The sequence below is a fragment of the Mesorhizobium sp. M1409 genome (genome assembly GCF_040317535.1).
Taxonomy (GTDB): Bacteria; Pseudomonadota; Alphaproteobacteria; order Rhizobiales; family Rhizobiaceae; genus Mesorhizobium.
The window spans coordinates 124,650-150,053 of the sequence record NZ_JAMYKV010000010.1; the positions used below are offsets into that span (position 1 = coordinate 124,650).

A 25,404-nucleotide genomic window follows, 5' to 3' on the forward strand; every position below is an offset into this window, starting at 1 on the left:
GGATCGCCTGGTGACCCATCCGCAACAACAGGCGATCCTCGCTGCCGCCGGTATCCACAAGCGCTTCGGCGCGCTTGTGGTGCTGGATGCGGTCGACTTCACCATGGCCGCGGACGAGGCGGTCGGTATTGTCGGCCCGAACGGCGCCGGCAAGACCACTCTGCTCAGCGTGCTGGCCGGGGCCTTTCCACCGAGCTCGGGCACGGTCAGCTTCAAGGATAGCGACGTGACGCCGCTGACGGCGACGCAGCGCTGCCGGCTCGGCCTGGTGCGAACGCACCAGGTGCCCAAACCGTTCAGCGGCATGACCACCTTCGAGAATGTCTTCGTCGCCGCCTCGCATGGCGCCGGCCTCGGCCGCGACGAGGCTTATGAGGAAGCGCTCGGCTCGCTGAAACTGTGCGGCATGCTCGGTGTCGCCAACCGGCGCGCCGAAACGCTCGGGCTGCTCGACCGCAAGCGGCTGGAACTGGCGCGCGCGCTGGCGGCCAGACCGAGGCTGCTTTTGCTGGACGAGATCGGCGGCGGACTGACCGACGGCGAAGCCGGCGAACTGGTCGACACGATCAAGGAATTGCGCCGGCGCAAGATCGGCATCGTCTGGATCGAGCACATCGTCCACATTCTCCTGCAGGTGGCCGAGCGGCTGATCTGCATGGACGCCGGCAGGATCATCGCCGACGGCGACCCGCAAACAGTGATGGCCGACCCCGAGGTCGTACGCGCCTATCTGGGCGGAGGCCCGAGATGAGCCTGCTTGCGGTCGAGAAACTGGTTGTCCGGCACGGCCTGCTGCAAGCGGTGCGCGGCGTCAGCTTCGGCATCGAACGCGGCGAGACGCTCGCACTGGTCGGCGCCAACGGCGCCGGCAAGACGACGCTGCTGAGGGCGATCGCCGGCGCGCATCAGCCGGCTGCCGGCCGCGTGCTGCTGGACGGCGCCGATCTGACGGATGTGCCGTCGCACAGACGTGTTGGCATGGGCATCGCGCTGGTGCCGGAGGGGCGCAAACTGTTCGTGCAGATGACGGTCGAGGAGAACCTTCTGCTGGGCAAGACGGCCGGCCGGCCGGGCGACTGGAGCGTCGACAAGGTGCTGGAAATGTTCCCCAATCTGAAGCCGCGCCGCGATGCCAAGACGGGCCACCTCTCTGGCGGCGAACAGCAGGCGACGGCGATCGGCCGGGCGCTGATGAGCAATCCGGACGTGCTGCTGCTCGACGAGGTCTCGCTTGGCCTGTCGCCGCTGATCGTCGACCGCGTCTATACAGCACTGCAAGGGCTGATCGCCTCGGGCACCACGATCATCCTCGTCGAACAGGACCTTAACCGGGCGCTCGCGGTTTCCGACAGGGTCATCTGCATGCTCGAAGGGCGTGTCGCGCTAGAAGGGCCGAGCAAGGCGGTTTCGCGCGAGGAGGTGACGAAGGCCTATTTCGGCCTGCACCGGAAAAGCCCCGGGAGCGTTCCCGTATGAGCAACCAGATCATCCAGGGCATTCTGCTCGGCGGCTACTACGCGCTTATCGCCTGCGGCCTGTCGTTCATGTTTTCGGTGATGCGCATCATCAACCTCGCCCATGGCAGTCTTGCCGTATTCGCCGCCTTTGCGCTGTGGTGGCTCGCCTCGCGGTTCCACATCTCGCCCTTTGTCGGCCTGCTCATCGTGCTGCCCTTGATGGCGGTGATCGGCTGGGCGCTGCAGCGCTTCCTGCTCGAGCGCAGCGCGCGCGGCGGTGCGCTGCTGCCGATCCTGACGACGTTCGGCCTCGCCATCGTCATCGACAATCTGCTGTTCGAGCAGTTCGGCGCCGACACCCGTTCGCTGGCGCCCTATATCGGCAGCCTGTCCTATGATTCCTGGGAATGGCCGGGCAGCATCTATGTCGGCAAGCTCGCCGTGATCATGTTTGCCACCGCCGTCATCCTGCTGGGCGGGCTGCAATTGTTCCTGACCCGCACAAGGCTTGGCCGCTCGATCCGCGCTACATCGGAGGACCCCGACACTGCCGGCCTGGTCGGCGTCGATGCACGCCGCGCCAATGCCATCGCCGCTGCCATCGCCATGGTCACGGTCGGCCTTGCCGGCGCGTTCCTCGGCATGCGCGCCACCTTCGATCCCTATGCCGGCGCGCCGCAATTGCTGTTCGCCTTCGAGGCTGCGGTGATCGGCGGCGCCGGTTCGCTGTGGGGAACGCTGATCGGCGGCATCGTGCTGGCGCTTGCCCAGACGCTCGGTGCGCAGGTGCATCCGCAAGGGTTTCTGATCGGCGGCCATGTCGCATTCCTGATCGTCCTGTTCGTGCGGCTCTCCACGTCGGGCCTCGGCCTGCGCGGCCTGTTGCGCCTGCCATCCCGGAGCGCATCATGAGCGCCGTCTCGGCCTCACCGGTCATCGAGCGCGGCACAGCGACGTCGCGGATCGCCGCGATTGCGGTCGCGCTGGTCATCGCGCTGCTAGCGATTGCACCACAGTTCCTGTCGAACGGCGCTGTCGACCGGATGACCGCGCTGTTCATCTATGTGATCCTGGCGGCTATGTGGAACGCGCTGACCGGCTTCGGCGGCCTGGTCTCGGTCGGTCAGCAGGTGTTCTTTGGGCTCGGCGCCTATTTCGCCATCCGGCTCGCCGATGCCGGCCTCAACCCGTTCCTCGCGCTCTTCGCCTCTGGAATTTTCGTTGGCGCCGTCTCCTGGCCGCTCTCGCTGTTCATGCTGCGGCTGAGGAATGGCGAGTTCGCTATCGGCATGTGGGTGATCGCGGCGCTGACTCATCTTCTGGTCAATCTCGACCGTCTGGTGCAGGGCGAAACCGGCACATCGCTGATCTCGCTCAACGCCTACGACGCGGGCGCCAGGCGGGCAGCGATCTACTGGCTGGCGCTGGCGTCGATGACCGCCCTGCTCGCCATTCTGTTTGGCCTGCTGCGCGGCAGCACAGGTGCGGCGATCCGCGCGATCCGCGACAATGAGGATGCCGCCGCATCGGTCGGCGTGCGCGTCACCGGCACCAAGCGGCTGCTGTTCGTGCTTGCCGCCTTCGGCATCGGCATTGCCGGCGCGCTGTGGCTAGCGACCTCGATCACCTTCCAGCCGAAGACCTATTTCAACGTCCAGTGGACCGCCTACATGATTTTCATGGTGCTGGTCGGCGGCATCGGCACTTTCGAGGGCGCCATTTTAGGCGCGCTGCTGTTCTTCCTCATCGAGACCTGGTTCGGCGGCACCGGCGTCTGGTACCTGATCGGGCTTGGCGCCACCGCCGTGCTGTTCTCGCTTTTCCTGCCGCGCGGCCTGTGGGGGACGATCGAGGAGCGCTTTGGGCTCCGCCTGCTGCCGGTCGGCTATCGCGTCAGGCTCTCAACCGATGGCGATGCGACGCCTGCGCCACAACGAGCCACGACACATCGGGAGAAGGCATGACCATGCTTTTCGGCAAGACGATCCTCATCACCGGCGTCGCCTCCGGCATCGGCGCGCGCACGGCGGAACTTGCCGGCCAGCTTGGCGCCGACGTGATCGGCGTCGATGTTCGAGAACCAGCCGCGGCGGTCGGCGGCTTCGTCAAGGCCGACATCTCGTCGAAGGCGGGCGTCGATGATCTCATCGCGCGTCTGCCGCAGCGCCTCGACGCGCTCTGCAATGTCGCCGGCCTCTCCGGCAACACCGGCGCGGCGTCGACGCTGGCCGTCAACTTCTTCGGGCTGCGGGCGCTTTCGGAAGGCCTCGCGCCAAAAATCCGCGAGGGCGGTGCCATCGTCAACGTCGCCTCCATCGCCGGCTATGGCTGGCGCGCCAATCTCAATCGCGCCGCCTCGATGGTCGGCATTGAGGGTTTTCCCGATGTCGCCAAGGTCGTCGCCAACCACCAGGTGAAGAACGAGGAAGGCTATCCCGTTTCAAAGGAACTGCTTCTGCTGTGGACTTTCCGCGCCGCGCATCAGGACCTGTTCAAGAGCCGTGGCATCCGCATCAATGCGGTGAGCCCGGGGCCTGTCGAAACGCCGATCCTGAAGCAGTTCCGCACCGTGCTCGGCGACGCCCGCGTCGATAGCGACATTGCAAGGGTCGGCCGCGCCGGCACATCGGGCGATATCGCCCCAGTGGTGCTGTTCCTGTGCTCGGACGGAGCGCGCTGGGTCAACGGCGCCAATGTGCCGGTCGATGGCGGCCTCGAAGCATCGATCAATGCCGAAGTGCTCGGCTTCTAAACCTCAATCAGCAGCTCCAACCGGAGCAGTGGAGACTACAATGGATATCGGACTTCTGATCGACGGTGACGAACGAGCAGCCTCGGGTGCGGCGTCCTACGAGCGCATGGACCCGTTCACCGGCAAACTAGCGACGCGTGCCGCGGCAGCGAGTATTGCCGATGCCAATGCCGCCGTCGAAGCCGCCGCGGCCGCCTTTCCGGCGTGGTCGAAGGCCGGGCCCGGCGAGCGCCGCGCCTTGCTGTCGAAGGCTGCTGAAGTCATGGCCTCCAAGGTCGGCGAGTTCACCCGGCTGATGATGGAAGAGACGGGAGCGACCGGTCCCTGGGCCGGCTTCAACGTCATGCTGGCGGCCAACATGCTGCGTGAGGCGGCGGCGATGACGACGCAGATCTCGGGCGAGATCATTCCGTCCGACAAGCCGGGCACGCTGGCCATGGCGATCCGCCAGCCCGCCGGCGTGTGCCTCGGCATCGCGCCGTGGAACGCACCGGTCATTCTCGGCACCCGCGCCATCGCGATGCCGATCGCCTGCGGCAACACCGTTGTGCTGAAAGCATCCGAAATGTGCCCCGGCACGCACCGGCTGATCGGCCAGGTGCTGGTCGAAGCCGGGCTGCCCAAGGGCGTCATCAATGTCGTCACCAACGATCCCAGGGATGCCGCCGGCATTGTCGAAGCGCTGGTCGCGCATCCCTCGGTCAAGCGTGTCAATTTCACCGGTTCGACCAAGGTAGGCAGGATCATCGCCGAACTCGCCGGCCGGCACCTGAAGCCGGCGCTGCTCGAACTCGGCGGCAAGGCACCGCTGCTGGTGCTGGACGATGCCGATATCGACGCTGCGGTGAACGCGGCCACCTTCGGCGCCTTCATGCATCAGGGCCAGATCTGCATGTCGACCGAGCGCCTGATCGTCGACGACAAGGTCGCCGATGAATTCGTTTCCAAGCTAGCTGCCCGCGCCTCACAACTGCCGGCGGGTGACCCGCGCGGCCATGTCGTGCTGGGCTCGCTGATCAGCAGCCAAGCCGCCGACAAGATGGAGGAGTTGGTCGCCGACGCGGTCGGCAAAGGCGCCAAATTGGTGGCTGGCGGCAAGCGCGCCGGAACCGTGGTGGAGGCGACGCTGCTCGACCATGTCACACCGGCGATGCGCGTCTATTCGGAAGAGTCCTTCGGGCCGGTCAAGCCGGTGATCCGGGTCAAGAGCGAGGACGAAGCCGTGCGTGTCGCCAACGACACCGAGTACGGCCTGTCGTCAGCCGTGTTCAGCCGCGACATCAAGCGTGCCATGGCGGTTGCCGCGCGCATCGAGGCCGGCATCTGCCACATCAACGGTCCGACCGTCGGCGACGAGGCACAGATGCCGTTCGGCGGCGTCAAGGGTTCGGGCTATGGCCGCTTCGGCGGCAAGGCCTCGATCGCCGAATTCACCGATTTGCGCTGGGTGACGATCGAGGATCCGGGCCAGCACTACCCATTCTGATCCGGCCTCGCATTGGGCGGTTCGACATGGGCGATCAGACCGCCTGCGACGGCGTGAAGCGAACGCTTGCGGATCGCATCTGCCCGGGTGCCAATACGATGCATCCGGTATCGATGCCCGCGTCACCCCTGCAGTTGAAGGCGTCGGTGATGTTGCTGACCGGCTCGGCGCAAAAGAACGGCTCGCCGGGCGGCGTGTAGAGGACGAGGAAATCGAGTGGGGCCTCGGCCTCGATGTCCAGCTGCCGCCCATGCTCCGGCCAGGAAATCCGAGCGCGGCGCGCCCATCCGGTGAAGACCGTGTCGAAGTCCGTCTCCGACACGCCGAAGCCCGTGGTCGGGTTGGAGCCAGCGGGCGGCAGGACGTGCCGGGTGGGCAGGATTTCCGCATCGCCGGATCCGTTTTGCCGCCAGCGATAAGACGCCAGCGCGCCGCCGCCAGCCGGCGCAATTTCAACCTTCGCAATGCCGTCGCTGATCGAGACCAGCTCTTGATGCTGCTCGGCAACGGCAGCCGAATTCTTTGTCATCGGCACTCCGTCGTCCCTTGACTCCAATCGCCACGCCTATAAGACATATCATATGAATAGTATGAAGAATAAAAAGTCTTTCAGCACGGCGCGCACGTCAAGGGTCACGGTGGCGGTTTCCAGCGGCTCGACGGCACTGCATGCGACGGTCGTCGAGCAGATCGGATTGCGCATCGTGCAAGGCGATTTCCTGCCCGGTGAGGCACTGCCCAATGCCGACGATTCCAGCGAGATGCTGGGCGTCAGCCGCACGGTGCTGCGCGAGGCGATCAAGGTTCTGGCCGGCAAGGGGCTGGTCGAATCGCGGCCGAAGACCGGTACAAGGGTGCGTCCCCGCTCCGACTGGAATTTCCTCGATCCGGACGTCCTGTCGTGGCGCTATGCCAGCGGTGTCAGCGCCGAGGATGTCCGGGCGCTGTTCGAACTGCGCCGTGCCATCGAGCCGATGTCGGCCGCGCTCGCCGCCAAGCGCGCCACACCGGCGCAGATTGCCGAGATCAATGCCGCGCTGGCCGAGATGGAAGCCGTTGTCGACGATGGCGACCGCTTCGCCAAGCCCGACCTTTTGTTCCACCAGACCATCCTGCGCATGACCGGCAACGAGCTGATCGGCTCGCTGGCCGCACTTGTCGAAACCGCGCTGGTGATGAGCTTTCGCCTCTCCAACGACAATCCGGAAGGGCAGCGTCATTCTTTACCGCTGCATCGGGAAGTGGCCGAAAAGATTGCATCCGGCGACGCGGCAGGCGCGCAAAAAGCGCTGCTGGTGCTCATCGACAATGCCGAGGAAGACGTGCGCCGCAGTGTCGAGAACCGCAACAAGCGCCGCCAGGATCGGGAACAGACATCGTGACCGAGACAAAACGCAAGCTGCGATCCGAGGCCTGGTTCGGCGGCGAAGGCAAGAACGCCTTCATGCACCGCAGTTGGATGAAGAACCAGGGCATCCCCGCCGACGCTTTCGACGGCCGCCCGGTGATCGGCATCTGCAACACCTGGTCGGAATTGACCCCGTGCAATGCGCATCTGCGGGCGCTCGCCGATCACGTCAAACGCGGCGTCTATGAAGCCGGCGGCCTGCCGCTCGAATTCCCGGTGATGTCGCTGGGCGAGAGCAACATGCGCCCCACCGCCATGCTGTTTCGCAATCTGGTCAGCATGGATGTCGAAGAGTCCATTCGCGGCAATCCGATCGACGGCGTCATCCTGCTTGTCGGTTGCGACAAGACCACGCCGGCGCTGCTGATGGGGGCCGCGTCGTGCAATCTGCCGACCATCGCTGTTTCCGGCGGACCGATGCTCAACGGCAAGTTCCGAGGACAGGATATCGGCTCGGGCACCCATGTCTGGAAATTCGCCGAGGAAGTGAAGGCCGGCCGCATGCCGGTCGCCGACTTCCTCGCCGCTGAGCAGGGCCAGAGCCGGTCGGCGGGCAGTTGCATGACCATGGGCACGGCTTCGACCATGGCCAGCATGGTCGAGGCACTGGGCATCGGCATGCCGGACAATGCCGCGATCCCGGCTGTGGATTCACGCCGTGGCGTGCTCGCCCAGATGGCCGGACGCCAGATCGTCGATCTGGTTCGCAGGGACGTCACCATTGCGCAGATCCTCACCAGGCAAGCGTTCGAGAACGCCATTCGCGTCAATGGCGCGATCGGCGGCTCGACCAACGCGGTGCTGCATCTGATCGCCATCGCCAACCGGGTCGGTGTAGATCTCAGCCTCGATGACTGGGACCGCCTTGGCCGCGACGTTCCAACCATTGTCGACCTGATGCCGTCGGGCCGGTTCCTGATGGAAGATTTCTACTACGCCGGGGGGCTAGCCGCGGTCATGGCGTCGCTTGATGAAGTGGGGCTTCTTCATCGCGACGCCATGACCGTCAGCGCCAAGACCATCGGTGAATTGATCGACGGCGCGCCCAACTACAACAGCGAGGTGATCCGACCGCTGAGCCAGCCGCTGACCAAGGAGGGCGGCATCTCCATCCTGCGCGGCAATTTGGCGCCTGACGGGGCGGTCATCAAGCCGTCCGCGGCAACGCCCGAGTTGATGCAGCATCGCGGCAAGGCGGTGGTGTTCGAGAACATCGAGCACTACTACGCGCGCATCGACGATCCGGAGCTGGATATCGACGCCTCCTCGGTGATGGTGCTGAAGAACTGCGGGCCGCGCGGCTATCCCGGAATGGCCGAGGTCGGCAACATGCCGCTGCCTGCGAAACTGCTGAAGCAAGGCATCTCCGACATGGTTCGCATTTCGGACGCGCGGATGAGCGGCACCGCCTACGGCACCGTGGTTCTGCATGTGGCACCGGAAGCAGCCGCGGGTGGCGCGCTGGCGCTGGTGCGCGACGGTGACCTTATCGAGCTCGATGTCGCCGGCCGCCGGCTGGAGCTTTTGGTATCGGATGAGGAGCTGGCAATCCGCCGGCGTGACTGGAAGCCGCCGGCGCCGCCGGAAGGCGGCTATCAGAGCCTTTATGTCGAGCGCGTTCTGCAGGCCGACAAGGGCTGCGATTTCGACTTTCTCGTCGGCAGGCGCGATGCCGGCATTCCTCGGCATTCGCACTAGAGGGCGCGCGATGACGGATGAAATCGGCTACGCGATCTATCCAAGCCTCAAGGGCCGCAGCGTCTTCATAACCGGTGGCGGCGGCGGCATCGGCGAAAGCCTGGTGCGCCATTTCTGCGCGCAAGGCAGCCGTGTCGCCTTCGTCGACATGGCCGAGGAGCCTTCACGGCGTCTGGTCGATGCGATCGCGGCCGAGGGACATGCCGCACCGCTGTTCATTCCCTGCGACCTGCGCAACGTCGAAGAGTTGCAGACGGCAACCGTGCAGGCGATGCGGCACAATGGCCCCATCCAGGCCCTGTGCAACAATGCCGGCAATGACGACCGCCACCAGACCAAGGATGTGACGGTTGCCTATTGGGACGACCGCATGGCGGTCAATCTGCGCCACCAGTTCTTCGCGGCGCAGGCGGTGCGTCCGCAGATGAGCACGCTGGGCGGCGGCTCGATCATCAATTTCGGCTCCATCACCTGGATGGTCGGCGATCCGGATTGCCCAGCCTATGTCACCGCGAAAGCCGCTGTTTACGGAATGACGCGGGCGCTGGCCCGCGAACTCGGCCCCGAACGCATCCGCGTCAACTGCATGGTGCCGGGCTGGGTGATGACCGAGCGCCAGATGCGCCTGTGGCTGAACCCGGCCGGCGAACGCCAGATCGCGGAGAGGCAGTGCCTGCCCGACCGGCTGCAACCCTCCGATATAGCGCGCATGGCGCTGTTCCTCGCCGCCGACGACAGCCGCATGTGCACGAGCCAGCAGTTCATCGTCGATGCGGGCTGGGTGTGACCCGTACGGCTTCAAAGGAAGAAGGTTAGTTCATGCGTCTTGTTCAGTTCAGAATGGCCGACGGCAGCAGACGGGTTGGCCGTGTCTCCGATGACGGCAATCATCTGCACCCGCTCGAAAAGACCAGCACCGTGCTGGAACTTGCCGAAGCGGCGATCGCCCAGGGCACGTCGATCGCAACGCTGGTCGAGAAGCGGACCGGCAGCGCGACGATCGACTACGACCAGCTGTTGCGCGATGGCCGCGTGCTGGCCCCGGTCGACCATCCGGAACCGGCGCGCTTCCTGGTCACCGGCACGGGCCTGACCCATACCGGAAGTGCCGCCGCACGCGACAAGATGCATGTGCTGACCCATGGCGAGGATGCCGAGGAATCGGATTCGCTAAAGATCTTCCGCATGGGTCTGGAGGGCGGCAAGCCCGCCGCCGGGCAGATCGGAATCCAGCCCGAATGGTTCTTCAAGGGCGTCGGCACCTGTGTCGTGCCGCCAGGTGCGCCGCTGCCGATGCCGGCATTCGCGCTCGCCGGGGCCGAAGAAGCCGAGATCGTCGGCCTCTATCTCAATGGGCCGGATGGCCGCCCCTACCGCATCGGCTATGCGCTCGGAAACGAATATTCCGACCATGTGACGGAGGCCGAGAATTACCTCTATCTCGCCCATTCCAAGTTGCGCTCCTGCTCGATCGGGCCGGAGCTGCTGATCGGCGGCCTGCCCGACGAAGTGCGCGGCCATTCGCGCATCCTGCGCGACGGCACTGTCATCTGGGAGCAGGAGTTCCTGTCGGGCGAGGCGCACATGTCGCACTCGATCGCCAATCTAGAACACTTCCATTTCCGCTACCCGATGCATCGCAGGGAGGGCGACCTGCATGCCTATTTCTTCGGCGCGGCGGTATTGAGCTACGCCTCCGGCGTCAAGACGGCTTCCGGCGACGAATATGAAATCCAGGCACAGGCATTCGGCAAGCCACTGCGCAACCGGATGGTGTCGGTGCCGGACGAGGGACTGGTCGCGGTCACCCAGCTGTGACGGCAAAAGTCCGGAAACTGCGGTCCACCAGAATGACAATGGGAGATTGAAAATGGGACTGAAAAAACTGTTTCTAAGAATGGCAACGATCGGGCTCAGCATCGGCCTGATGACATCGGCGGCGCTCGCCGCGAACCTGCGGGTTCTGGCCTGGGACGGCTACGCCGACCCGGACTGGGTGAAAGACTTCACCGCTGCGACCGGCATCGGCGTCGATGTCGTCTTCATCGGCAGCGACGACGAGATCTGGGCCAAGATCAAGGGCAGCGAAGGCCAGGACTTCGATGTTTTCGCGGTCAACACCGCCCAGCTGCAGCGCTATATCAAGGCCGACCTGGTGTCGCCGATCGACGTCACCAAGCTCGCCAACCAGAAGGAAGTGCTGCCGCGCTTCCGCGATCTGACCGCGGTGAGCGGCGTCACCAAGGACGGCAAGGTCTATGGCATTCCGTTCTGCTTCGACTCCATCGGCCTGATCTACGACACCGACAAGGTCAAGCCGGCGCCGGCCTCGATGTCGGTCCTGTGGGACCCGGCATACAAGGGCAAGGTTCTGGCCTACGACAATGGCGAGCACAATTTCTCGTTCACCGCACTGACGCTCGGCTACAAGGATCCGTTCAACCTCAACGAAGAGCAGATGGCGGCGGTCAAGGCCAAGCTGGTCGAACTGAAGCGCAACGTGCTGAGCTTCTACACCACCGCCGACGAGGCGCAGCAGATCTACCAGAACAATGATGTGGCCCTGATCTGGGCCAATTACGGCCAGCAGCAGGTCAAGGCGCTGCAGAAGATCGGCGCTCACGTCGCCTACGTCAATCCAAGCGAGGGCGCGCTTGCCTGGCTCGACAACTGGGTCATTTCCAAGGGCGTCCGCGACAATGCGGCGGCCGAGAAATGGATCGACTTCATGCTGAGCAAGAAGGTCAGCGGCGAGCTTTCCGAGCGCACCGGCTTCGGCAACACGGTGACGGAAACCGGCAGCGCAGGCGGCAACGACAAGCTGGTCTGGCTCAACAATGTCGAGGACCCGCTCAAGCGTTCGGACATGTGGAACGAGGTCAAGGCGACGCCCTGATCTTTCCGCCCCATGCCTTCGAAGGACCCGGCGGTCCGGAGTTCCGGACCGCCGAAGCGTATGCGAGAGTATTTCATGAACCAGAACGCCGACCTGCTGACGCTGCGGTCCGTCTCGAAATCCTACGGCACGGTCCCCGTGCTGCACGACATCGACCTGTCGATCCGGGACGGTGAGTTCCTCACCGTTCTCGGGCCGTCCGGCTCCGGCAAGACAACGGTGCTGCGGCTGATCGGCGGGCTGGAGCCGCTGACATCTGGCGAGATCCGTCTGGACGGCCAGGACATCAGCCGCATGCCGATCAACCGGCGGCCGTTCAACACCGTGTTTCAGGACTACGCGCTGTTTCCGCATCTGACCGTTTCAGGCAATGTCGGCTACGGGCTTTCGGTTCGCCATATCCAGCGCAAAGAGATCGCGCGCCGTGTCGCGGAGGCGCTGGACCTGGTTCAGCTCGGGCGTTTCGCCGACCGATTTCCGGCACAGCTCTCCGGCGGCCAGCGCCAGCGCGTCGCGCTTGCCCGTGCGCTGATCTGCCAGCCGCGCCTGATCCTGCTCGACGAGCCGCTGGCGGCGCTCGACCTCGAACTGCGCCGGCAGATGCAGGTCTTCCTGAAATCCATCCAGCGCGAAATCAAGACCACCTTCCTGTTCGTCACCCATGACCAGGAAGAAGCTATCGGCATGGCCGACCGGATCTGCGTCATGGAAGCCGGCCATATCCGCCAGCTCGGCACGCCGCACGACCTCTACTACAAGCCGAATTGCGAGTTCGTCGCGCGCTTCTTCGGCGAGAACAATCTAGTGGCGGGAAAACTTGGGGCCGTCCAGGGCGAGCTGCGATCGATCGAGACGGCGCTCGGACGCCTGGTCTGCTCGATCAGCAACCAGCCGCATTTGAAGGCCGCAACGGATGGCGCCAGCGCCTTCGCCGCGTTCCGTCCAGAAGCCTTGCACCTTGCGGATGCAAAGGACACCGACAACCGTTTTTCCGGCACGATCTCCGACATGGCGTTTGCCGGCTCGTCGACCGTCGCCACCATCACGGCCGGCGCCGACAATGCCGCGCAACGCTTGCGGCTGCGCGTGCCGAGCCGGGTCGACGGCAGCGCGCTCAAATCCGGCGAAGCTGTATCGCTTTCGTTTGCGCCGCATGAAGGCCATCTGGTGCTGGCATGAGCGAAGCCGGATCGACACAGCCTGAGGAAAGACGGCTGTCGCTGCTGGTGACCGTGCTGGCGTTTGCCCTGCCGGTGGTCTTCGTCCTGGTGCCGCTGGCGATCTTCCTCGGTTACAGCTTCTTCAGCGTCGACCAGGGCACGATCGTCTACGGACTGTCATTGGGCAACTATGTCAGGTTCTTCAGCGATCCGGTCTTTCTGCCGGTGTTCTGGAACACCATCGTGCTGTGTGTGTCGGTGGCCATCATCTGCATTCTGCTTGCCTATCCCGCCGCCTATTTCCTGACGACGCTGAAAGGGCGCTGGCGCTATGCCTTGCTGATGCTGCTGCTGGTGCCGTTGCTGATGAGCTACGTCATCAAGATCTATGCGATCCGCAGCATCCTCGGCCTCAACGGTTTTCTCAACAAGGCGCTGGTGGCGCTCGGCATCCTGCAGGAACCGTCGACGCTTTTCGTGTTCAACATGAACGCCATCCTGCTGACGCTGACTCTGCTCCTGATTCCCTTCGCCATCCTGCCGATCTTCCTGTCGCTGGAGCGGATTCCGCAGGTGCTGCTGCGCGCTTCGGACGATCTGGGGGCCAGCGGCTTGCAGACCTTCCTGCGCATCACCTTGCCGCTCAGCCTGCCCGGCGTCGCCTCGGCGGCGAGCTTCGTCTTCGTGCTGGCGATCGGCGATTTCCTGACGCCGCAAATGGTCGGCGGGATCAGCGGCTTCACCTTCGGCCGCATCCTCTACAGCCAGTTCGGCACGGCCTATAACTGGCCGTTCGGTGCGGCGCTGTCGGTGGCGCTGGCCGTCGTGGTGATCGCGGCAATCCTCATCGGCGAACGTTTTGGGCGCAACCGGGGGACTTCGGTATGAGCGCCCTGCCCCGACTGTCCACCATCTTTCTGGCCGCGATCATGACACTGGTTGCGGTCCTGCTCTACAGTCCGCTGTTCGTGCCGATCGTGTCGTCGTTCTTCACCATTTCGCATGGCTCCGTCGACTGGTCGTCGCCGACCCTGTCGACCTATGTGGCGCTGGCTGAAAACCACGACATACTGGTCGCTTTGCGTACCACGCTGATCGTCGGTGTCTGCACCGTCATCCTCTCGGTGGTCAGCGGAACGCTGCTGGCGCTCTACTATCACGGCCGCCGCTCCGGACGGTCGATCCTGCAGTTCATCATCTTCCTGCCGTTCCTGATGCCGCCCATCATCAGCGGTCTGGCGCTGCTGATCTTCTTCCGCGAAATCGGCCTCGAACGCTCGCTGCTGACGATCGTCATCGGGCATACGGTTTTCGTGCTGGCGATCGTCTACCGCACAGTGCTGATGCGGCTGCAGTCGATGAGCCGCACGCTGGTCGAAGCCTCCTACGATCTCGGCGCCACGGGCTGGCAGACGTTCTGGCGCATCATCCTGCCGAACCTGTCGAGCGCGATGGTCGGCGGCGCGATCCTGGCCTTCGCGCTGTCGTTCGACGAGACGATGATCACCATCCTGGTCACCGGCACCCAGAGCACATTGCCGGTCAGGCTGTGGGCGATGATGCGGCTTGGCTTCTCACCCGACATCAATGCGCTGGTGGCGCTGATCCTGATGTTCACCGTGCTGCTCTGCGTGCTTGCCGCCCGCTTTCTCATCCCCAGGCAAGTCGCGACTGAACGGACCTGAGTTACCGGGCAATCGTCATCGGGAGAAGGCGGTTGGGTTGAGGTCGAAGACCCGTCCCGGATTGAGGATGTTTCTGGGGTCGAATGCGGCCTTCAGCCGCCGCATCGTGGCGATTTCGGCGTCACTGCGGACCAGATGCAGCCACTTCTTCTTGTCGAGGCCGATACCATGTTCGGCCGAAACGCCGCCGCCGGCCGCCGCGACGCCGCGATAGACGATGTCGTATGCCGCCGCCGGATCGACCGTGCGAACCTGGTAGTGCAGATTGCCGTCGCCGAGATGGCCGAAGACATAGATGTCGGCGCCGGGGTCGACGGCATGGATGGCGGCGTCCGCCGCTTGCAGGAATGCTCCCATGTGGGCCAGCGGGATGCTGATGTCGACGCCGATCAGACCCTTGATCGAGAACAGGATGCGATTAGCGTCTTCCCGCACGTCCCACAGCGCCCGGAATTCGCGCGGCGACTGCGAGACGACCACATCGTCGATGACACCGTCCTCGACCGCCTGCATCAACACCTCGGCGAAGCGTTCGCCGTCACGTTCCGGCTCGCTGCCCTGGATCTCGGCCAGCACATAGACGGGCGAGCCAGCCGGCAGCGGCGCCGGCATGGCCATGCTGGCGACCATGACGTCATAGAGCGGTGCGAAGTTGACCTCATAGGCGGACAGCAGCGGGCCGAGCTTTTGCCGCAGCAGGCCAAGCAGCGCGATCGCCGCATCGAGCGAGGAGAGCGCGCAGAAAGCGTTGACCTCGGACGCCGGCTTGGGATGCAGCCTGAGCGCGGCGCGCGTGACGACGCCAAGCGTTCCTTCCGAGCCGATGAAGAGTTGGCCGAGGTCGTAACCGGAATTGTCCTTGGGCAGGCCCTTGAGCGAGGTCAGCACGCTTCCGTCGGCAAGCACGGCCTCCAGTCCCAGAACCTGAGCGCGGTACATGCCATAGCGCAGCACACGGATGCCGCCGGCATTGGTGGCGATGTTGCCGCCGATCGTCGCGGAGCCGCGCGCGCCGATATCGACGCCGAACATCAGCTCGGCGCCGTCGGCGGCCTCCTGCACCGCCTGCAGCGTCACGCCCGCTTCGGCAACGATGCTGGCAGCCTGCCGATCCGGAACTGCGAGGCCGGTCATGCGCTCCAGCGACAGCACCACCTCACCCGGCTGCACACGCGCGGCGCCTGCCAGGCTGGTGCGTCCGCCCTGCACCACAACCGGCTGGCCAAGATCGTTGCATGCGGCGAGTGCCGCCGTCACACCCTGGGTGTCGCGGGGGCGCAGCACCGCTTCGGGAAACGTGCCGAGCTTGCCGTCGGGATCGTCGCGATAGCGCTGATCCACATCCGGGCCGGCGAGCACGCCGCCCGTACCCAGCCGGTCGCCGAGCGCGGATAGGAGCTGTTGGATTTCAGGCGACATCGGCCGATCCTATCCATGATCGCCTGCCGGTCAAACGCTCGCCCACGCAAAGCGACGTCGTCCGTATCCGTGGGTAATGCAGAACAGGACAATCGTCCGGTATCGATCATGATGAGGTCGTGATCGATACCGGAAAATAGGGTTGTCTTACTGAAGTTTCGCCTGCAGGGCGTTGACATCGTCGGTGGTCATTTCCCCGTCGGTCGTTACCTTGCCGTCGACGATCTTCCACAGCCGGAACGGGCCGGTGATGTCGCCATATTTGTCGAAGGCGACCGGGCCGATGACGCCTTCGTAGCGGATCGGCTTGCCGTCCTTGATCAGGCCGAGCGCCTTGGCGAACTCTTCCTTGCCGGCAAAGATCGGCGTGCCGGCCGGGTCGACCGCCTTGTACATCGCGTCCTTGATCTTGGCCGGGTCCTCCGAGCCGGCAATGGCGATGGCAAGGCCAACGATGGCGCCCGCATCATAGGAACGGTCAGCCGCCGGATTGGACGGTTCGATGCCGGAGAATTCCTTGTAGTTCTTGGTGAAATACTCCGTCGAGGCGGTCGGGCTGGTGCCGGATGACGTGCCGTAAGCTTCCTTCAGATAATCGGCGCCTACCGACTCGATGAAGTCCGGGCTGTTCATGCCGTCATTGAGCAGGAACTTCTGCACGCCGCCTTGCGAAATCCAGGTGCGGGCAACCGTTGCGCCGTCGACCGGCGTGCTGACGAGATAGAGCCCGTCCGGTTCGCCTGCCATCGCCGCCGTGACTTCCGAGGCATAGCTCGACTGCTTCTCGTTGTAAGGCGTGTCGGAGACGATGGTGCCGCCGAGCGCTTTGTAGGCACGCGAGAATTCGGCCACCATGTTGACGCCGAAATCGTTGTTGACGTGGATGACCGACAGCTTCTTAAAACCCTTGTCGACGGCGTATTTGGCGGCGGCGACGCCCTGCAGCGCATCCGAGGTGATGGTGCGGAAGAAGATGCCGTTGGTCTTGCCATCGCGGCCGAGCGCCGTCAGCGTCGGCGAGGAGGACGCCGGCGACACCTGGACGATCTTGGCGGGTGCGGTCACAGAGGTCAGGATCGGGATCGACACCGACGAGATGATGCCGCCGATGATCACAGGCACTTTCTTGACCTGAACCAGTTGGGTGGCGGCGTCGACCGCGATGTTGCCCTGGCTCTGGCTGTCGCGCGTGTCGGTGACGAGATCGCAGCCGCGCACACCGCCGGCGTCGTTGATGTCGCGGAAGGCCATCTCGACCGACTTGGCGCCAGCCTGGCCATATTCGCCGGCCGGGCCGGTCAGCTCCATGACGAGGCCGACGGTGATCTTGCAATCTGCGGCTTGTGCCGCACCCGCCATCGTCACGAGAGCAAGTGCCGTGGAGAGTTGAAGTATCGTCTTTGTCATTGTTGTTCCCCTTTCGTTACTCAACTGTATTTGATCTCTGGAGCCTGTTTCAGCATTCCGGCACCTGCAGCCAGGTTTCATGCAGATGTCGCCATTCGACCCCGTTGGGCGCCGATGAACTGGTGGTGAAGACGGCACTCGACTGGCGGCGGCTGTGCTTGCCGCCGCGCAGCTGTGCCTCGACGTAGAGGACGACGATCGTGTCCGCGTCCTGCCAGCCGGGCCGGATGTCCTCGATCGAAATGGCAAAACCGTCGTCGCAAGAGGCGCGGCTTGAGCGGACATGGTCGACGACCGCTTCGCGATCGAGGACCTGCCCGTCCGGTGCCACCATGCTGAGGTCTTCGCCCATGGCGCGTTCGAAGCGGCCGAAGTCCACCGTATTGGCTCGCGCGGCGACGAACCAGTCGACGAAGAAGCGATGCAGGTCGATGACCTCGGCGCTGGCGCGTGAAAACAGGGAGGGTTCGCCGCTCATTTCTTCCCCGCATTGAGGTTGTAGTGCATGATCGAGCCGTGGCGGCCGTGACGGTCGCGCTCCAGCGTGTAGACGTCTCCCTCGAGGCCGGTGCCTTGTGCGATGACGGTAGCAATCCGTGCCCGGTCATCGGCGTCGAGCGCAACGTCCATGATTTTCGCATTGGCCAGCGCATGCGCCTGGTTGCGGGCGCCGACGATGACAGCCGCCACTTGCGGCTGCTCCAGCACCCAGGCGCTGGCGATGGTGGCGATGTCAACGCCGTGGCGGTCGCCAACGGCCTTCAGCGCCTGAAGCAGGTGCTGGAATAGGTCCCAGCCGCCGAAATCGTCGATGATCAGCTTGTATTTGACCAGCGAACGGTTTTCGAGCGGCGTGGCGGGCTCGGCCGCACCGAGCCATTTGTCGCTGAGGAAGCCGCCGGCGACGGAGCCGTAGCAGAGGAAGCTGACGCCGTTCTGTTTTGCCAGTGCCGCCAGGCTGTTGCCCGGCCGCTGGTCGAGCACAGAATATTGCAGTTGCTGGCTGACCAGCGGGATGCCGGCGGCGAGGATTTCGGCAAGCCGCGGCGTGTCGAAATTGGTGGTGCCGAGATTGCGCACCTTGCCTTCCAGCCGAAGCTCGTCCAGCCAGCCCATCGCCTCGACATAGCGGGGCTGTTCATAGTCCCACCAGTGGAACTGCACGAGATCGAGCCGCTCGGTCTTGAGCCGCCGCAGCGACTGGTCGACGATCCCCCTGACATAGTCGCGGCTGATGCTGGCCAGCCGTTCGAGGTCGGGCACCAGCTTGGTGTGGACCTTCATCCTGGCCGCGACGTCGAGGCCGCGCTCGCTGGCCAGCCGCAGGCGCGCCGCGCCAATGAGCTCCTCGACACCGGTGTAGATGTCGGCGCAATCATAGGTCCAGATGCCGGCATCGAAGGTGGCGATCAGATCGGCAACTGCTTGGCCGCGGTCGATGGCGCCGTGGCCGCCGGCCAGCTGCCAGCCGCCGCGGATGACGCGCGAGATTGTATAGCCGGGGCCGAGTTCGAAGGACTTGGCGATCATGTCAGGTCATCCTCCTTCGGCAGCGGCACGGCCGTGGTGTCGGCATGGCTGAACCGCCGCTTGGCCACCCTGACGATCCGGAGCCGGCTGGCGCAATTGGGGTCGGGACAAGCGATCTCGGCGTCAGAGGTCATCCAGTCGTTCGCGTGGGTAGGGCGCTGCTTCGCCGCCAGCAGCGGCAGCACGGCGGCGAGCGAATAGATCGAAAACCCCTGCCCTGCCGGCATCGACAGCATCTCGCCTTTGAGCTCGAAATAGTCGCCGGCCTTGGCGCCGCAATAGATCGGTTTGCCCTCAGGAATGACCGCCTCGACGCGAAGGTCGAACAGCTCGAAACTGTCGTCGGCCATTTCAGGCCTCCACCAGGCTGAAAGTGACGTCGCAGGCGCCATTGCGCCGGATCACCCCACATGCGGCGGCGAACTGATCACGCTCTTCGGCGCGCACTTGCGCCACCACGCTGCCGGCGAGCCAGCCGATCGGAAACAGCAGCCGCGCGCCCTGCCCGTAGTAGAGGCCGATGTCGAAGATCGCATTGGGGTTGCCGCCCCACATGCGCGGCGGCACATAGGACAACACGATGTCGCCAGGCTGCGGTGTCAGCGTGGCGTTCTCGGCCGGCAAAGGCCTGGCAAAGGCCTGGCCCTCGAGATCGGCCGCCGGAACCGGACAGGAGATTTCCGGCCCTGTCCACATCGCGTGGATGCCAGGGACGACACGTGGCGTGCCGAGGTACGCCGAGAGGAAGGCGGCGTTCTCCGGCGCCCTCTCGGGCAGCAGGAGCGCAGTCACGGAAAGCTGCGAGCGCGGCTCGATGATCCTGATGGAGGTCATGTCTGGTCTTTCGCGGCGACAGCCTGCAGCTTGCTGCGCAGGAAGGTGAAGGGTCGGCTGATGTCGGCGACCAGCGATTCACGCGCCGCCTGCGCATCCTGCGTGGACAGCGCCGTGACGATGCGGCGGTGATACTGGGCGGTGTCGACCTCGCCGGCTTCCGAGAAGGCGTAGATGGCGACACGGATGCAGGGGCCCGATTGCAGCCACAGACTCTCGATCATCGGGATCAGCACGGCCGAGCCGCAGGAGCGGTAGATCTCGAAGTGAAAGCTCTGGTTGAGCGTCACTTCGCGATCGACGTCCTTCTTGTGTTTCAGCGCCCGCATCTCGTCCCATTCGCCGAGAATGGTTTCGATGGTGGCGATCTGGCGCGGACCCATGCGGGCGGCTGCCAGCGCGATCGCCTCGCCCTCGATCAGGATGCGAGCGCGCAAGAGATCGTCGAGGCGCTCCAGCGTGATCGGCGGCACGCGCACCGAACGGTTGGGCAGCGCCTCCAGCGCCTTTTCCGTGATCAGCCGGCCGAGCGCCTCGCGCACCGGCATGGTCGAGGTGACTAGCGCATCGGCCAGGCCACGGATGGTCAGCACTTGGCTTGGTTCGAACAGGCCGCCAATCAGGGCACGGCGCAGTTCGGAATAGACACGATCCTGCACCGTTTCGCGGCCGACCGGCGCCAGTTGAGCCGCGATCGCCTCGTTGTTCTTTTCGATGGCAGCCTTTTGCATGGAATTCCGTTCTTGGCCGGTTTTCGGCTTGCGGACGAGATTAAAGCCGAATAGCGTGATCAAAGCAAGTGTGATCACAAATCAATAATCAGGAGACGGCAATGATCGTCTTCGGCCAGAGGGTTTGATGAGCGAGGCAACCAGACGGCAAGGGCAAGAAACCCGTGCTCCGGTTCTGACGGCAAGGAACGTCGTCAGGCGGTTCGGCGGCCTCGTCGCCGTCAACGATGTCTCGTTCGACGTCAGGGCTGGAGAAATCCTCGGTCTCATCGGCCCGAACGGCGCCGGCAAGACGACGATGTTCGATCTGCTCGCCGGCAGCATCCTGCCGACCGGCGGCGAGATCCTGCTCAATGGCACGCGCGTCTCCGGGGAAGCCGCGCATCTGCGCATCGGGCGCGGTCTTGGCCGTACCTTCCAGATCCCGCGCCCGCTGCCCAACCTGACGCTGATCGAAAACATCATGCTGGCCGCACAGGGCCAGGCCGGCGAAAAGCTGCTCGCCAATTTCGTCACCCCGTGGCGCGTGGCGGCGCAGGAACGAGCAGCCAGGACAAAGGCGCTCGAACTGCTGGAGCTCGTCACCCTCACCCATCTCGCGCATGAGCCGGCGCGCGTGCTTTCCGGTGGCCAGCGCAAGCTGCTCGAACTCGCCCGCGTCATGATGGCCGATCCGGCGATCATCCTGCTCGACGAACCGGCGGCGGGCGTCAACGCAACGCTGCTCGAAGTCATCATCGACCGCATCCGCGATATCAACGCGCGCGGCATCACCTTCCTCTTGATCGAGCACAACATCGACATGGTGACACGGCTCTGCCATCGCGTCCTGGTCATGGCGAGCGGCCAGTTGCTCAGCGAAGGCACGGCGGAACAAGTCGCCCGCGACCCGCGCGTCATCGAGGCCTATCTCGGGGGCACGGCATGAGCGAGACCGTCCTCGATGTCCGCGATCTCGAAGCCGGCTACGAGCCCGGCGTGCCGATCGTGCGCGGCGCCTCGATCACCGTCGGCAAGGGCGAGATCGTCGTCGTCCTTGGCCCCAACGGCGCCGGCAAGTCGAGCTTCATCAAAGCCATCGCCGGCCTCGTCCCGATCACCGGCGGCACGGTGTTTCTGGACGGCAAGGACATCACCGCCGCGCCGGCCCACACCATGGTGCGGCTCGGCCTGGCGTTCGTACCGCAGACCGAAAACATCTTCCCGCTGATGTCGGTCGAGGACAATCTCAAGGTCGCCTGCGGCATCCTCGAGCGGCGCGAAATCCCCGCCCGCATCGAGGAGATGTATGCGGCCTTCCCCGACCTCGTCCGCCAGCGGCGGACCGCCGCCGGCAACCTTTCAGGCGGACAGCGGCAGATGCTGGCCGTCGCACGGGCGCTGATCGTCCACCCCAAGGTGCTGGTGCTCGACGAACCATCGGCCGGTCTGTCGCCGAAATTCGTCTCGATGGTGTTCGAGATGCTGGCCGGCATCCGCAGATCCGGCGTCACCATCCTTTTGGTCGAACAGAATGCAAAGGCAGCGCTTGCCATCGGCGACCGCGCCTATGTGCTGGTCGAGGGCAAGGACCGGCACGAGGGCGTCGCCTCCGAACTGTGGAACGATCCGGTCGTCGCCGAGCTCTATCTCGGCCAGCGACCCCGTAAGTCCGACACAGGAGGTGGGGGATGAGCCTGCAATTCGTCGTCGACGGACTTTTGACGGGCTCGATGATCGGCTTGGGCGCGATCGGCGTGACGCTCACCTATTCGATCCTGCGCTTCTCGAACTTCGCCCATGGCGATTTCATGGCCTGGGGCACCTATGCGACATTGGCCGTCGTCAGCGCCATCGGCGCGACCTTCGGCAAGGTGGCCCCGATCGCGCCGTTGTCCTTCGGCTGGCCGCTCATTGTCGCGCTGATCGTCGGCATGGCCTTCAGCGCCCTCTTGGCGCTGCTGCTCGACAAGGTGCTGTTCGCGCGGCTTCGCTCGCAAGGCCAGGCGATCATCGTGGTGATGGCGAGCTTCGGCGCCTCGATGGCGCTGAGAAGCCTGCTCGAATTCACCTTCAGCTCGCGGCCGACTTATTTCAGCCGGGCGATCCAGATCGCCATGCCGGTCGGATTCGGCATCCGCATCACGCCCGACCAGATCGCGCTTTTGCTGTTGACCGCCGTGCTGGTGCTCGGCGTGCATCTGTTGATGACGCGCACGCAGACCGGCCGCTCGATGCAGGCCCTGAGCCAGAACGCGGCACTGGCCCGCATCGTCGGCATCGACGTCGCCAGCGTGGTGCGCATCACCTGGGTCATCGGCGGCGCGCTCGCCTGCGTGGCCGGCGTGATGATCGGCATTCTGGTGCAGATCCGCCCCTTCATGGGTTTCGACATGCTGCTGCCGATGTTTGCCGCCGCCATTCTCGGCGGCATCGGCAGCATCCCAGGGGCGGTGCTCGGCGGGATGATCATCGGGCTGGCCGAAGCCGGCGCGGTGCAATTGATCGGCGCCGAATGGCGCGCCGCGATCTCCTTCATCATCCTGATGGCGGTGCTGTTCGTGCGGCCGATCGGCCTGTTTGGTGTGAGGGAACGCTGATGGACCTGCTTGGCTACGGCGCCTTCTTCCTGACCACCGCGCTGATCTTTTCGCTGGTCACGCTGGGGCTCAATTTGCAATGGGGGCTGACCGGCCTGTTCAATGTCGGCCTCGCCGGCTTCGTCGCCATCGGCGCCTATACATCCGCGCTGCTGACGACACCGGACGACGCTGCACGACTCGGCGGCTTCGGCCTGCCGATCCTTGCCGGCTGGGCGGGCGCCATGGTCGTCGGCGGTATCGCCGCGGCGCTTACCGGCATGGCGACGCTGCGGCTCAGGTCCGACTATCTGGCGATCACCACCTTTGGCGTTGCCGTCGTCGTGCAACTGGTCGCGCTTAACGCGCAGAAACTGACCGGCGGCCCATTCGGCATCGGCTTCATCCCGCGCCCCTTCGGCGGCCTTGCCGAAACACCGCTGCTGTTCAACCTGTCGAACCTCGCCGTCGTCTCGGCCGTGACGCTGATCGCCTATCTCGCTTTGGAGCATCTGTCGCGCAGCCCGTGGGGACGCGTGCTGAAGGCACTGCGCGAGGACGAGCGGGCGGCGATCTCACTTGGCAAAAGCGCTCGTTTCTACCGCGTCCAGGCCTTTGCCGTCGGTGGCGCGATCATGGCGCTGGCCGGCGCGCTGCAGGCGCATTTCACCGGCTTCATCGCGCCGGACAATTACCTGCCGATCCTGACCTTCCAGGTCTGGGTGATGCTGATCGTCGGCGGCTCGGGCAGCAATCTCGGCGCCGTCATCGGCAGCATTCTGGTGTGGGCGATATGGGCCGGATCGGGCACGTTGACCAGCGTGCTGTTCCCGCCCGAACAGCAGGCGCGCGCCGCCGCGCTGCAGATCGCCGCCATCGGCGTCATGCTTTGCGTCATCCTGCTGATCCGGCCAAACGGCCTGTTCGGCGACAGGCCGCGGCTGCCATGGTTCGGCAAGCGGGCGAAGATCGCTCAGGCCAAGAGCAGTTCCGGGTCATGAACGCCGTGGTCCGGCAGGAAGCCCATGACGCTTCGCTCTGGCATGCGGTCAGCCGCAATCGCCGCGAGCGGCCGGCGCTGCAAGGCGGAGACGATGTCGATCTCGCCATCGTCGGCGGCGGCTTTTCCGGCCTTTCAACCGCGCTGCACGCCGCCGAGAAAGGCCTTTCCGTCGCCGTTCTCGAAGCCGAAATCATCGCCTGGGGCGCGACGGGCAGGAATGCCGGCTTCGTCGTGCCGAACTTCGCCAAGATGGACCCGGCCGACATACTGGCCCATCTCGGGCCTTCGCGCGGCGAAAGGCTGATCGATTTCGCCGCCGGCAGCGCCGATCTGGTGTTCCGCCTGATCCGGCAGCATGGCATCGACTGCGACGCGGTGCAGAGCGGATGGATCCAGCCGGCGCATTCGCCTGCGGCCTTCGAGAAGGTCAAGTCACGTGCCGGGCAATGGGCACGGCGTGGCCGGCCGGCAGTCACATTGGATCGGCAGGATGTCGAGGCACTGACGGGCGTGCCGGGCTATGCCGGCGGCTGGATGGATCATTCTGGCGGCGTGCTCAATCCGGTTGAGTACGCGCGCGGGCTCGCCGATGCGGCGGAGAAAGCCGGCGCGAATATCTTCGAGCGGACGCGCGTCACTTCGGTCGATCGCATCGCCGATGGTTGGATGCTGAAAACGCCGGCGGGATCGGTGCGCGCCGCCAAGGTGTTGATCGCCACCAACGCCTATGGCTGGTCCCTCGATCCGTCATTGCAGCGAACCTATTTCCCGCTGAAAGTCTTCCAGATCGCGACAGCGCCACTGCCTCGTGAAGTACGCAGCCGGTTGCTTCCCGGCGGGCAAGGCGTCGGCGACACCAGGCGCAATCTGTTCACCTTCCGCTTCGACGCCGAAAACCGGCTGATCAGCGGCGGCATGCATATACTCGGCGCCGGCGCCGACACGCGTGTACCGCAGACGATCTGGCGAAGGCTTGGCCGGCATCTCGGTCTGCCTGACCTGCCACCGCTCGCCTATAGCTGGTCGGGAATGGCCGCGGTCGAACCGGATTTCCTTCCGCATCTGATCGACCTCGGTCCCGGCCTGATCGCCGGTCGTGCCTGCAACGGCCGTGGCATCGCCATGACGACGGCAATGGGCAAGGTGCTGGCCGACTGGGCCTTTGGAACCGACGCCCGCGACCTGCCGCTGCCCTTCGCGCCGCCGGCGCCGATCCCGTTCCACGCCATGCTGCGGCATGCGCCCAACATGTTGCTCGGCTGGAGCATGCTGCGCGACCGGTTGGACAGGACGAGCTAGAGCGGGATGATTTTAGGTTCGGTCATAGCCGGCCTCGAGGAAGTAATTTCGGCATTCGTTTGAAGTGACAATTTCGAGGGT

At 64.8% G+C, this 25,404-nt stretch carries 27 protein-coding genes; 19 read left to right on the plus strand and 8 right to left on the minus strand.

What is annotated here, in order from left to right; translation table 11 throughout:
• The first annotated feature begins 7 nt into the window (after nucleotides 1-7).
• Genes NKG99_RS11325 through NKG99_RS11350 form a run of 6 tightly spaced genes read left to right on the plus strand, consistent with a single transcriptional unit; the run spans nucleotide 8 to nucleotide 5,695 of the window.
• Nucleotides 8-751, plus strand: coding sequence for an ABC transporter ATP-binding protein (locus NKG99_RS11325; protein ID WP_352867404.1), 744 nt, complete (start codon nucleotides 8-10; stop codon nucleotides 749-751).
• Nucleotides 748-1,476 (plus strand): ABC transporter ATP-binding protein, encoded by a 729-nt coding sequence (locus NKG99_RS11330; protein WP_352867331.1) that lies wholly within the window; start codon nucleotides 748-750, stop codon nucleotides 1,474-1,476. Before NKG99_RS11325 ends, NKG99_RS11330 begins: the two co-directional genes overlap by 4 nt.
• Complete coding sequence (locus NKG99_RS11335) at nucleotides 1,473-2,369, plus strand: branched-chain amino acid ABC transporter permease (RefSeq protein WP_352867333.1); 897 nt, start codon at nucleotides 1,473-1,475, stop codon at nucleotides 2,367-2,369. Before NKG99_RS11330 ends, NKG99_RS11335 begins: the two co-directional genes overlap by 4 nt.
• On the plus strand, nucleotides 2,366-3,421 hold the full coding sequence (locus NKG99_RS11340) for a branched-chain amino acid ABC transporter permease (protein ID WP_352867335.1): 1,056 nt from the start codon (nucleotides 2,366-2,368) through the stop codon (nucleotides 3,419-3,421). The genes NKG99_RS11335 and NKG99_RS11340 overlap by 4 nt, the downstream gene beginning before the upstream one ends.
• Before the next feature lie 2 nt (nucleotides 3,422-3,423).
• Complete coding sequence (locus NKG99_RS11345; protein ID WP_352867407.1) at nucleotides 3,424-4,209, plus strand: coniferyl-alcohol dehydrogenase; 786 nt, start codon at nucleotides 3,424-3,426, stop codon at nucleotides 4,207-4,209.
• Nucleotides 4,210-4,249: 40 nt separating this feature from the next.
• Nucleotides 4,250-5,695: an aldehyde dehydrogenase gene (locus NKG99_RS11350; RefSeq protein WP_352867337.1), complete on the plus strand. Its 1,446-nt coding sequence runs from the start codon at nucleotides 4,250-4,252 to the stop codon at nucleotides 5,693-5,695.
• Between the two features lie 34 nt (nucleotides 5,696-5,729).
• Here the strand turns inward: NKG99_RS11350 and NKG99_RS11355 are convergent, their stop codons facing one another.
• Nucleotides 5,730-6,224, minus strand: coding sequence for an aldose epimerase family protein (locus NKG99_RS11355; RefSeq protein WP_352867340.1), 495 nt, complete (start codon nucleotides 6,222-6,224; stop codon nucleotides 5,730-5,732).
• Nucleotides 6,225-6,285: 61 nt separating this feature from the next.
• Between NKG99_RS11355 and NKG99_RS11360 the strand changes: the two genes are divergently transcribed.
• The 8 genes from NKG99_RS11360 (at nucleotide 6,286) to NKG99_RS11395 (ending at nucleotide 14,542) form a co-directional block, all read left to right on the plus strand.
• Nucleotides 6,286-7,077, plus strand: a complete 792-nt coding sequence (locus tag NKG99_RS11360) for a FadR/GntR family transcriptional regulator (protein ID WP_352867342.1) — start codon at nucleotides 6,286-6,288, stop codon at nucleotides 7,075-7,077.
• Entirely contained in the window at nucleotides 7,074-8,801 is a 1,728-nt protein-coding gene (locus tag NKG99_RS11365; protein WP_352867345.1) for an IlvD/Edd family dehydratase, read from the plus strand. The genes NKG99_RS11360 and NKG99_RS11365 overlap by 4 nt, the downstream gene beginning before the upstream one ends.
• Before the next feature lie 10 nt (nucleotides 8,802-8,811).
• Nucleotides 8,812-9,588, plus strand: coding sequence for an SDR family NAD(P)-dependent oxidoreductase (locus NKG99_RS11370; RefSeq protein WP_352867348.1), 777 nt, complete (start codon nucleotides 8,812-8,814; stop codon nucleotides 9,586-9,588).
• A gap of 32 nt (nucleotides 9,589-9,620) precedes the next feature.
• The gene (gene araD1 / locus NKG99_RS11375) at nucleotides 9,621-10,619 is read left to right on the plus strand and encodes an AraD1 family protein (protein WP_352867350.1); all 999 of its coding nucleotides are present in this window, start codon (nucleotides 9,621-9,623) and stop codon (nucleotides 10,617-10,619) included.
• 52 nt (nucleotides 10,620-10,671) lie between these two features.
• Nucleotides 10,672-11,697, plus strand: a complete 1,026-nt coding sequence (locus tag NKG99_RS11380; RefSeq protein ID WP_352867352.1) for an ABC transporter substrate-binding protein — start codon at nucleotides 10,672-10,674, stop codon at nucleotides 11,695-11,697.
• Between the two features lie 75 nt (nucleotides 11,698-11,772).
• Nucleotides 11,773-12,876 carry an ABC transporter ATP-binding protein gene (locus tag NKG99_RS11385; RefSeq protein ID WP_352867355.1) on the plus strand — a complete coding sequence of 368 codons (1,104 nt, stop codon included), beginning with the start codon at nucleotides 11,773-11,775 and terminating at the stop codon, nucleotides 12,874-12,876.
• Nucleotides 12,873-13,745 carry an ABC transporter permease gene (locus tag NKG99_RS11390; protein WP_352867358.1) on the plus strand — a complete coding sequence of 291 codons (873 nt, stop codon included), beginning with the start codon at nucleotides 12,873-12,875 and terminating at the stop codon, nucleotides 13,743-13,745. Before NKG99_RS11385 ends, NKG99_RS11390 begins: the two co-directional genes overlap by 4 nt.
• Nucleotides 13,742-14,542, plus strand: coding sequence for an ABC transporter permease (locus NKG99_RS11395; RefSeq protein ID WP_352867361.1), 801 nt, complete (start codon nucleotides 13,742-13,744; stop codon nucleotides 14,540-14,542). The genes NKG99_RS11390 and NKG99_RS11395 overlap by 4 nt, the downstream gene beginning before the upstream one ends.
• A gap of 15 nt (nucleotides 14,543-14,557) precedes the next feature.
• On the opposite strand, the gene NKG99_RS11400 is transcribed toward NKG99_RS11395, so the two are convergent.
• The 7 genes from NKG99_RS11400 to NKG99_RS11430 all read right to left on the minus strand — a co-directional run bounded on the left by NKG99_RS11400 (nucleotide 14,558) and on the right by NKG99_RS11430 (nucleotide 20,463).
• Nucleotides 14,558-15,961 carry an FAD-binding oxidoreductase gene (locus tag NKG99_RS11400; RefSeq protein ID WP_352867363.1) on the minus strand — a complete coding sequence of 468 codons (1,404 nt, stop codon included), beginning with the start codon at nucleotides 15,959-15,961 and terminating at the stop codon, nucleotides 14,558-14,560.
• A 147-nt stretch (nucleotides 15,962-16,108) separates the two neighbouring features.
• Nucleotides 16,109-17,368, minus strand: a complete 1,260-nt coding sequence (locus tag NKG99_RS11405; protein WP_352867365.1) for an ABC transporter substrate-binding protein — start codon at nucleotides 17,366-17,368, stop codon at nucleotides 16,109-16,111.
• Between the two features lie 49 nt (nucleotides 17,369-17,417).
• Nucleotides 17,418-17,846 (minus strand): DUF4440 domain-containing protein, encoded by a 429-nt coding sequence (locus NKG99_RS11410; protein WP_352867368.1) that lies wholly within the window; start codon nucleotides 17,844-17,846, stop codon nucleotides 17,418-17,420.
• A complete protein-coding gene (locus NKG99_RS11415; RefSeq protein WP_352867370.1) occupies nucleotides 17,843-18,898 on the minus strand; it encodes an aldo/keto reductase in 1,056 nt (351 codons plus the stop codon). The genes NKG99_RS11410 and NKG99_RS11415 overlap by 4 nt, the downstream gene beginning before the upstream one ends.
• Nucleotides 18,895-19,248 (minus strand): TIGR04076 family protein, encoded by a 354-nt coding sequence (locus tag NKG99_RS11420; protein ID WP_352867372.1) that lies wholly within the window; start codon nucleotides 19,246-19,248, stop codon nucleotides 18,895-18,897. Before NKG99_RS11420 ends, NKG99_RS11415 begins: the two co-directional genes overlap by 4 nt.
• A 1-nt stretch (nucleotide 19,249) precedes the next feature.
• Nucleotides 19,250-19,732: a DUF3830 family protein gene (locus NKG99_RS11425; RefSeq protein ID WP_352867374.1), complete on the minus strand. Its 483-nt coding sequence runs from the start codon at nucleotides 19,730-19,732 to the stop codon at nucleotides 19,250-19,252.
• Nucleotides 19,729-20,463, minus strand: coding sequence for a GntR family transcriptional regulator (locus NKG99_RS11430; protein ID WP_352867377.1), 735 nt, complete (start codon nucleotides 20,461-20,463; stop codon nucleotides 19,729-19,731). Before NKG99_RS11430 ends, NKG99_RS11425 begins: the two co-directional genes overlap by 4 nt.
• A 127-nt stretch (nucleotides 20,464-20,590) precedes the next feature.
• On the opposite strand from NKG99_RS11430, the gene NKG99_RS11435 reads away from it, so the two are divergent.
• Genes NKG99_RS11435 through NKG99_RS11455 form a run of 5 tightly spaced genes read left to right on the plus strand, consistent with a single transcriptional unit; the run spans nucleotide 20,591 to nucleotide 25,323 of the window.
• Complete coding sequence (locus tag NKG99_RS11435) at nucleotides 20,591-21,391, plus strand: ABC transporter ATP-binding protein (RefSeq protein WP_352867380.1); 801 nt, start codon at nucleotides 20,591-20,593, stop codon at nucleotides 21,389-21,391.
• Nucleotides 21,388-22,137, plus strand: a complete 750-nt coding sequence (locus NKG99_RS11440; RefSeq protein WP_352867383.1) for an ABC transporter ATP-binding protein — start codon at nucleotides 21,388-21,390, stop codon at nucleotides 22,135-22,137. The genes NKG99_RS11435 and NKG99_RS11440 overlap by 4 nt, the downstream gene beginning before the upstream one ends.
• Nucleotides 22,134-23,042 carry a branched-chain amino acid ABC transporter permease gene (locus NKG99_RS11445; RefSeq protein ID WP_352867385.1) on the plus strand — a complete coding sequence of 303 codons (909 nt, stop codon included), beginning with the start codon at nucleotides 22,134-22,136 and terminating at the stop codon, nucleotides 23,040-23,042. The genes NKG99_RS11440 and NKG99_RS11445 overlap by 4 nt, the downstream gene beginning before the upstream one ends.
• Complete coding sequence (locus NKG99_RS11450) at nucleotides 23,039-24,022, plus strand: branched-chain amino acid ABC transporter permease (RefSeq protein ID WP_352867410.1); 984 nt, start codon at nucleotides 23,039-23,041, stop codon at nucleotides 24,020-24,022. Before NKG99_RS11445 ends, NKG99_RS11450 begins: the two co-directional genes overlap by 4 nt.
• On the plus strand, nucleotides 24,019-25,323 hold the full coding sequence (locus NKG99_RS11455; protein ID WP_352867388.1) for an NAD(P)/FAD-dependent oxidoreductase: 1,305 nt from the start codon (nucleotides 24,019-24,021) through the stop codon (nucleotides 25,321-25,323). Before NKG99_RS11450 ends, NKG99_RS11455 begins: the two co-directional genes overlap by 4 nt.
• Nucleotides 25,324-25,404 lie beyond the last annotated feature (81 nt).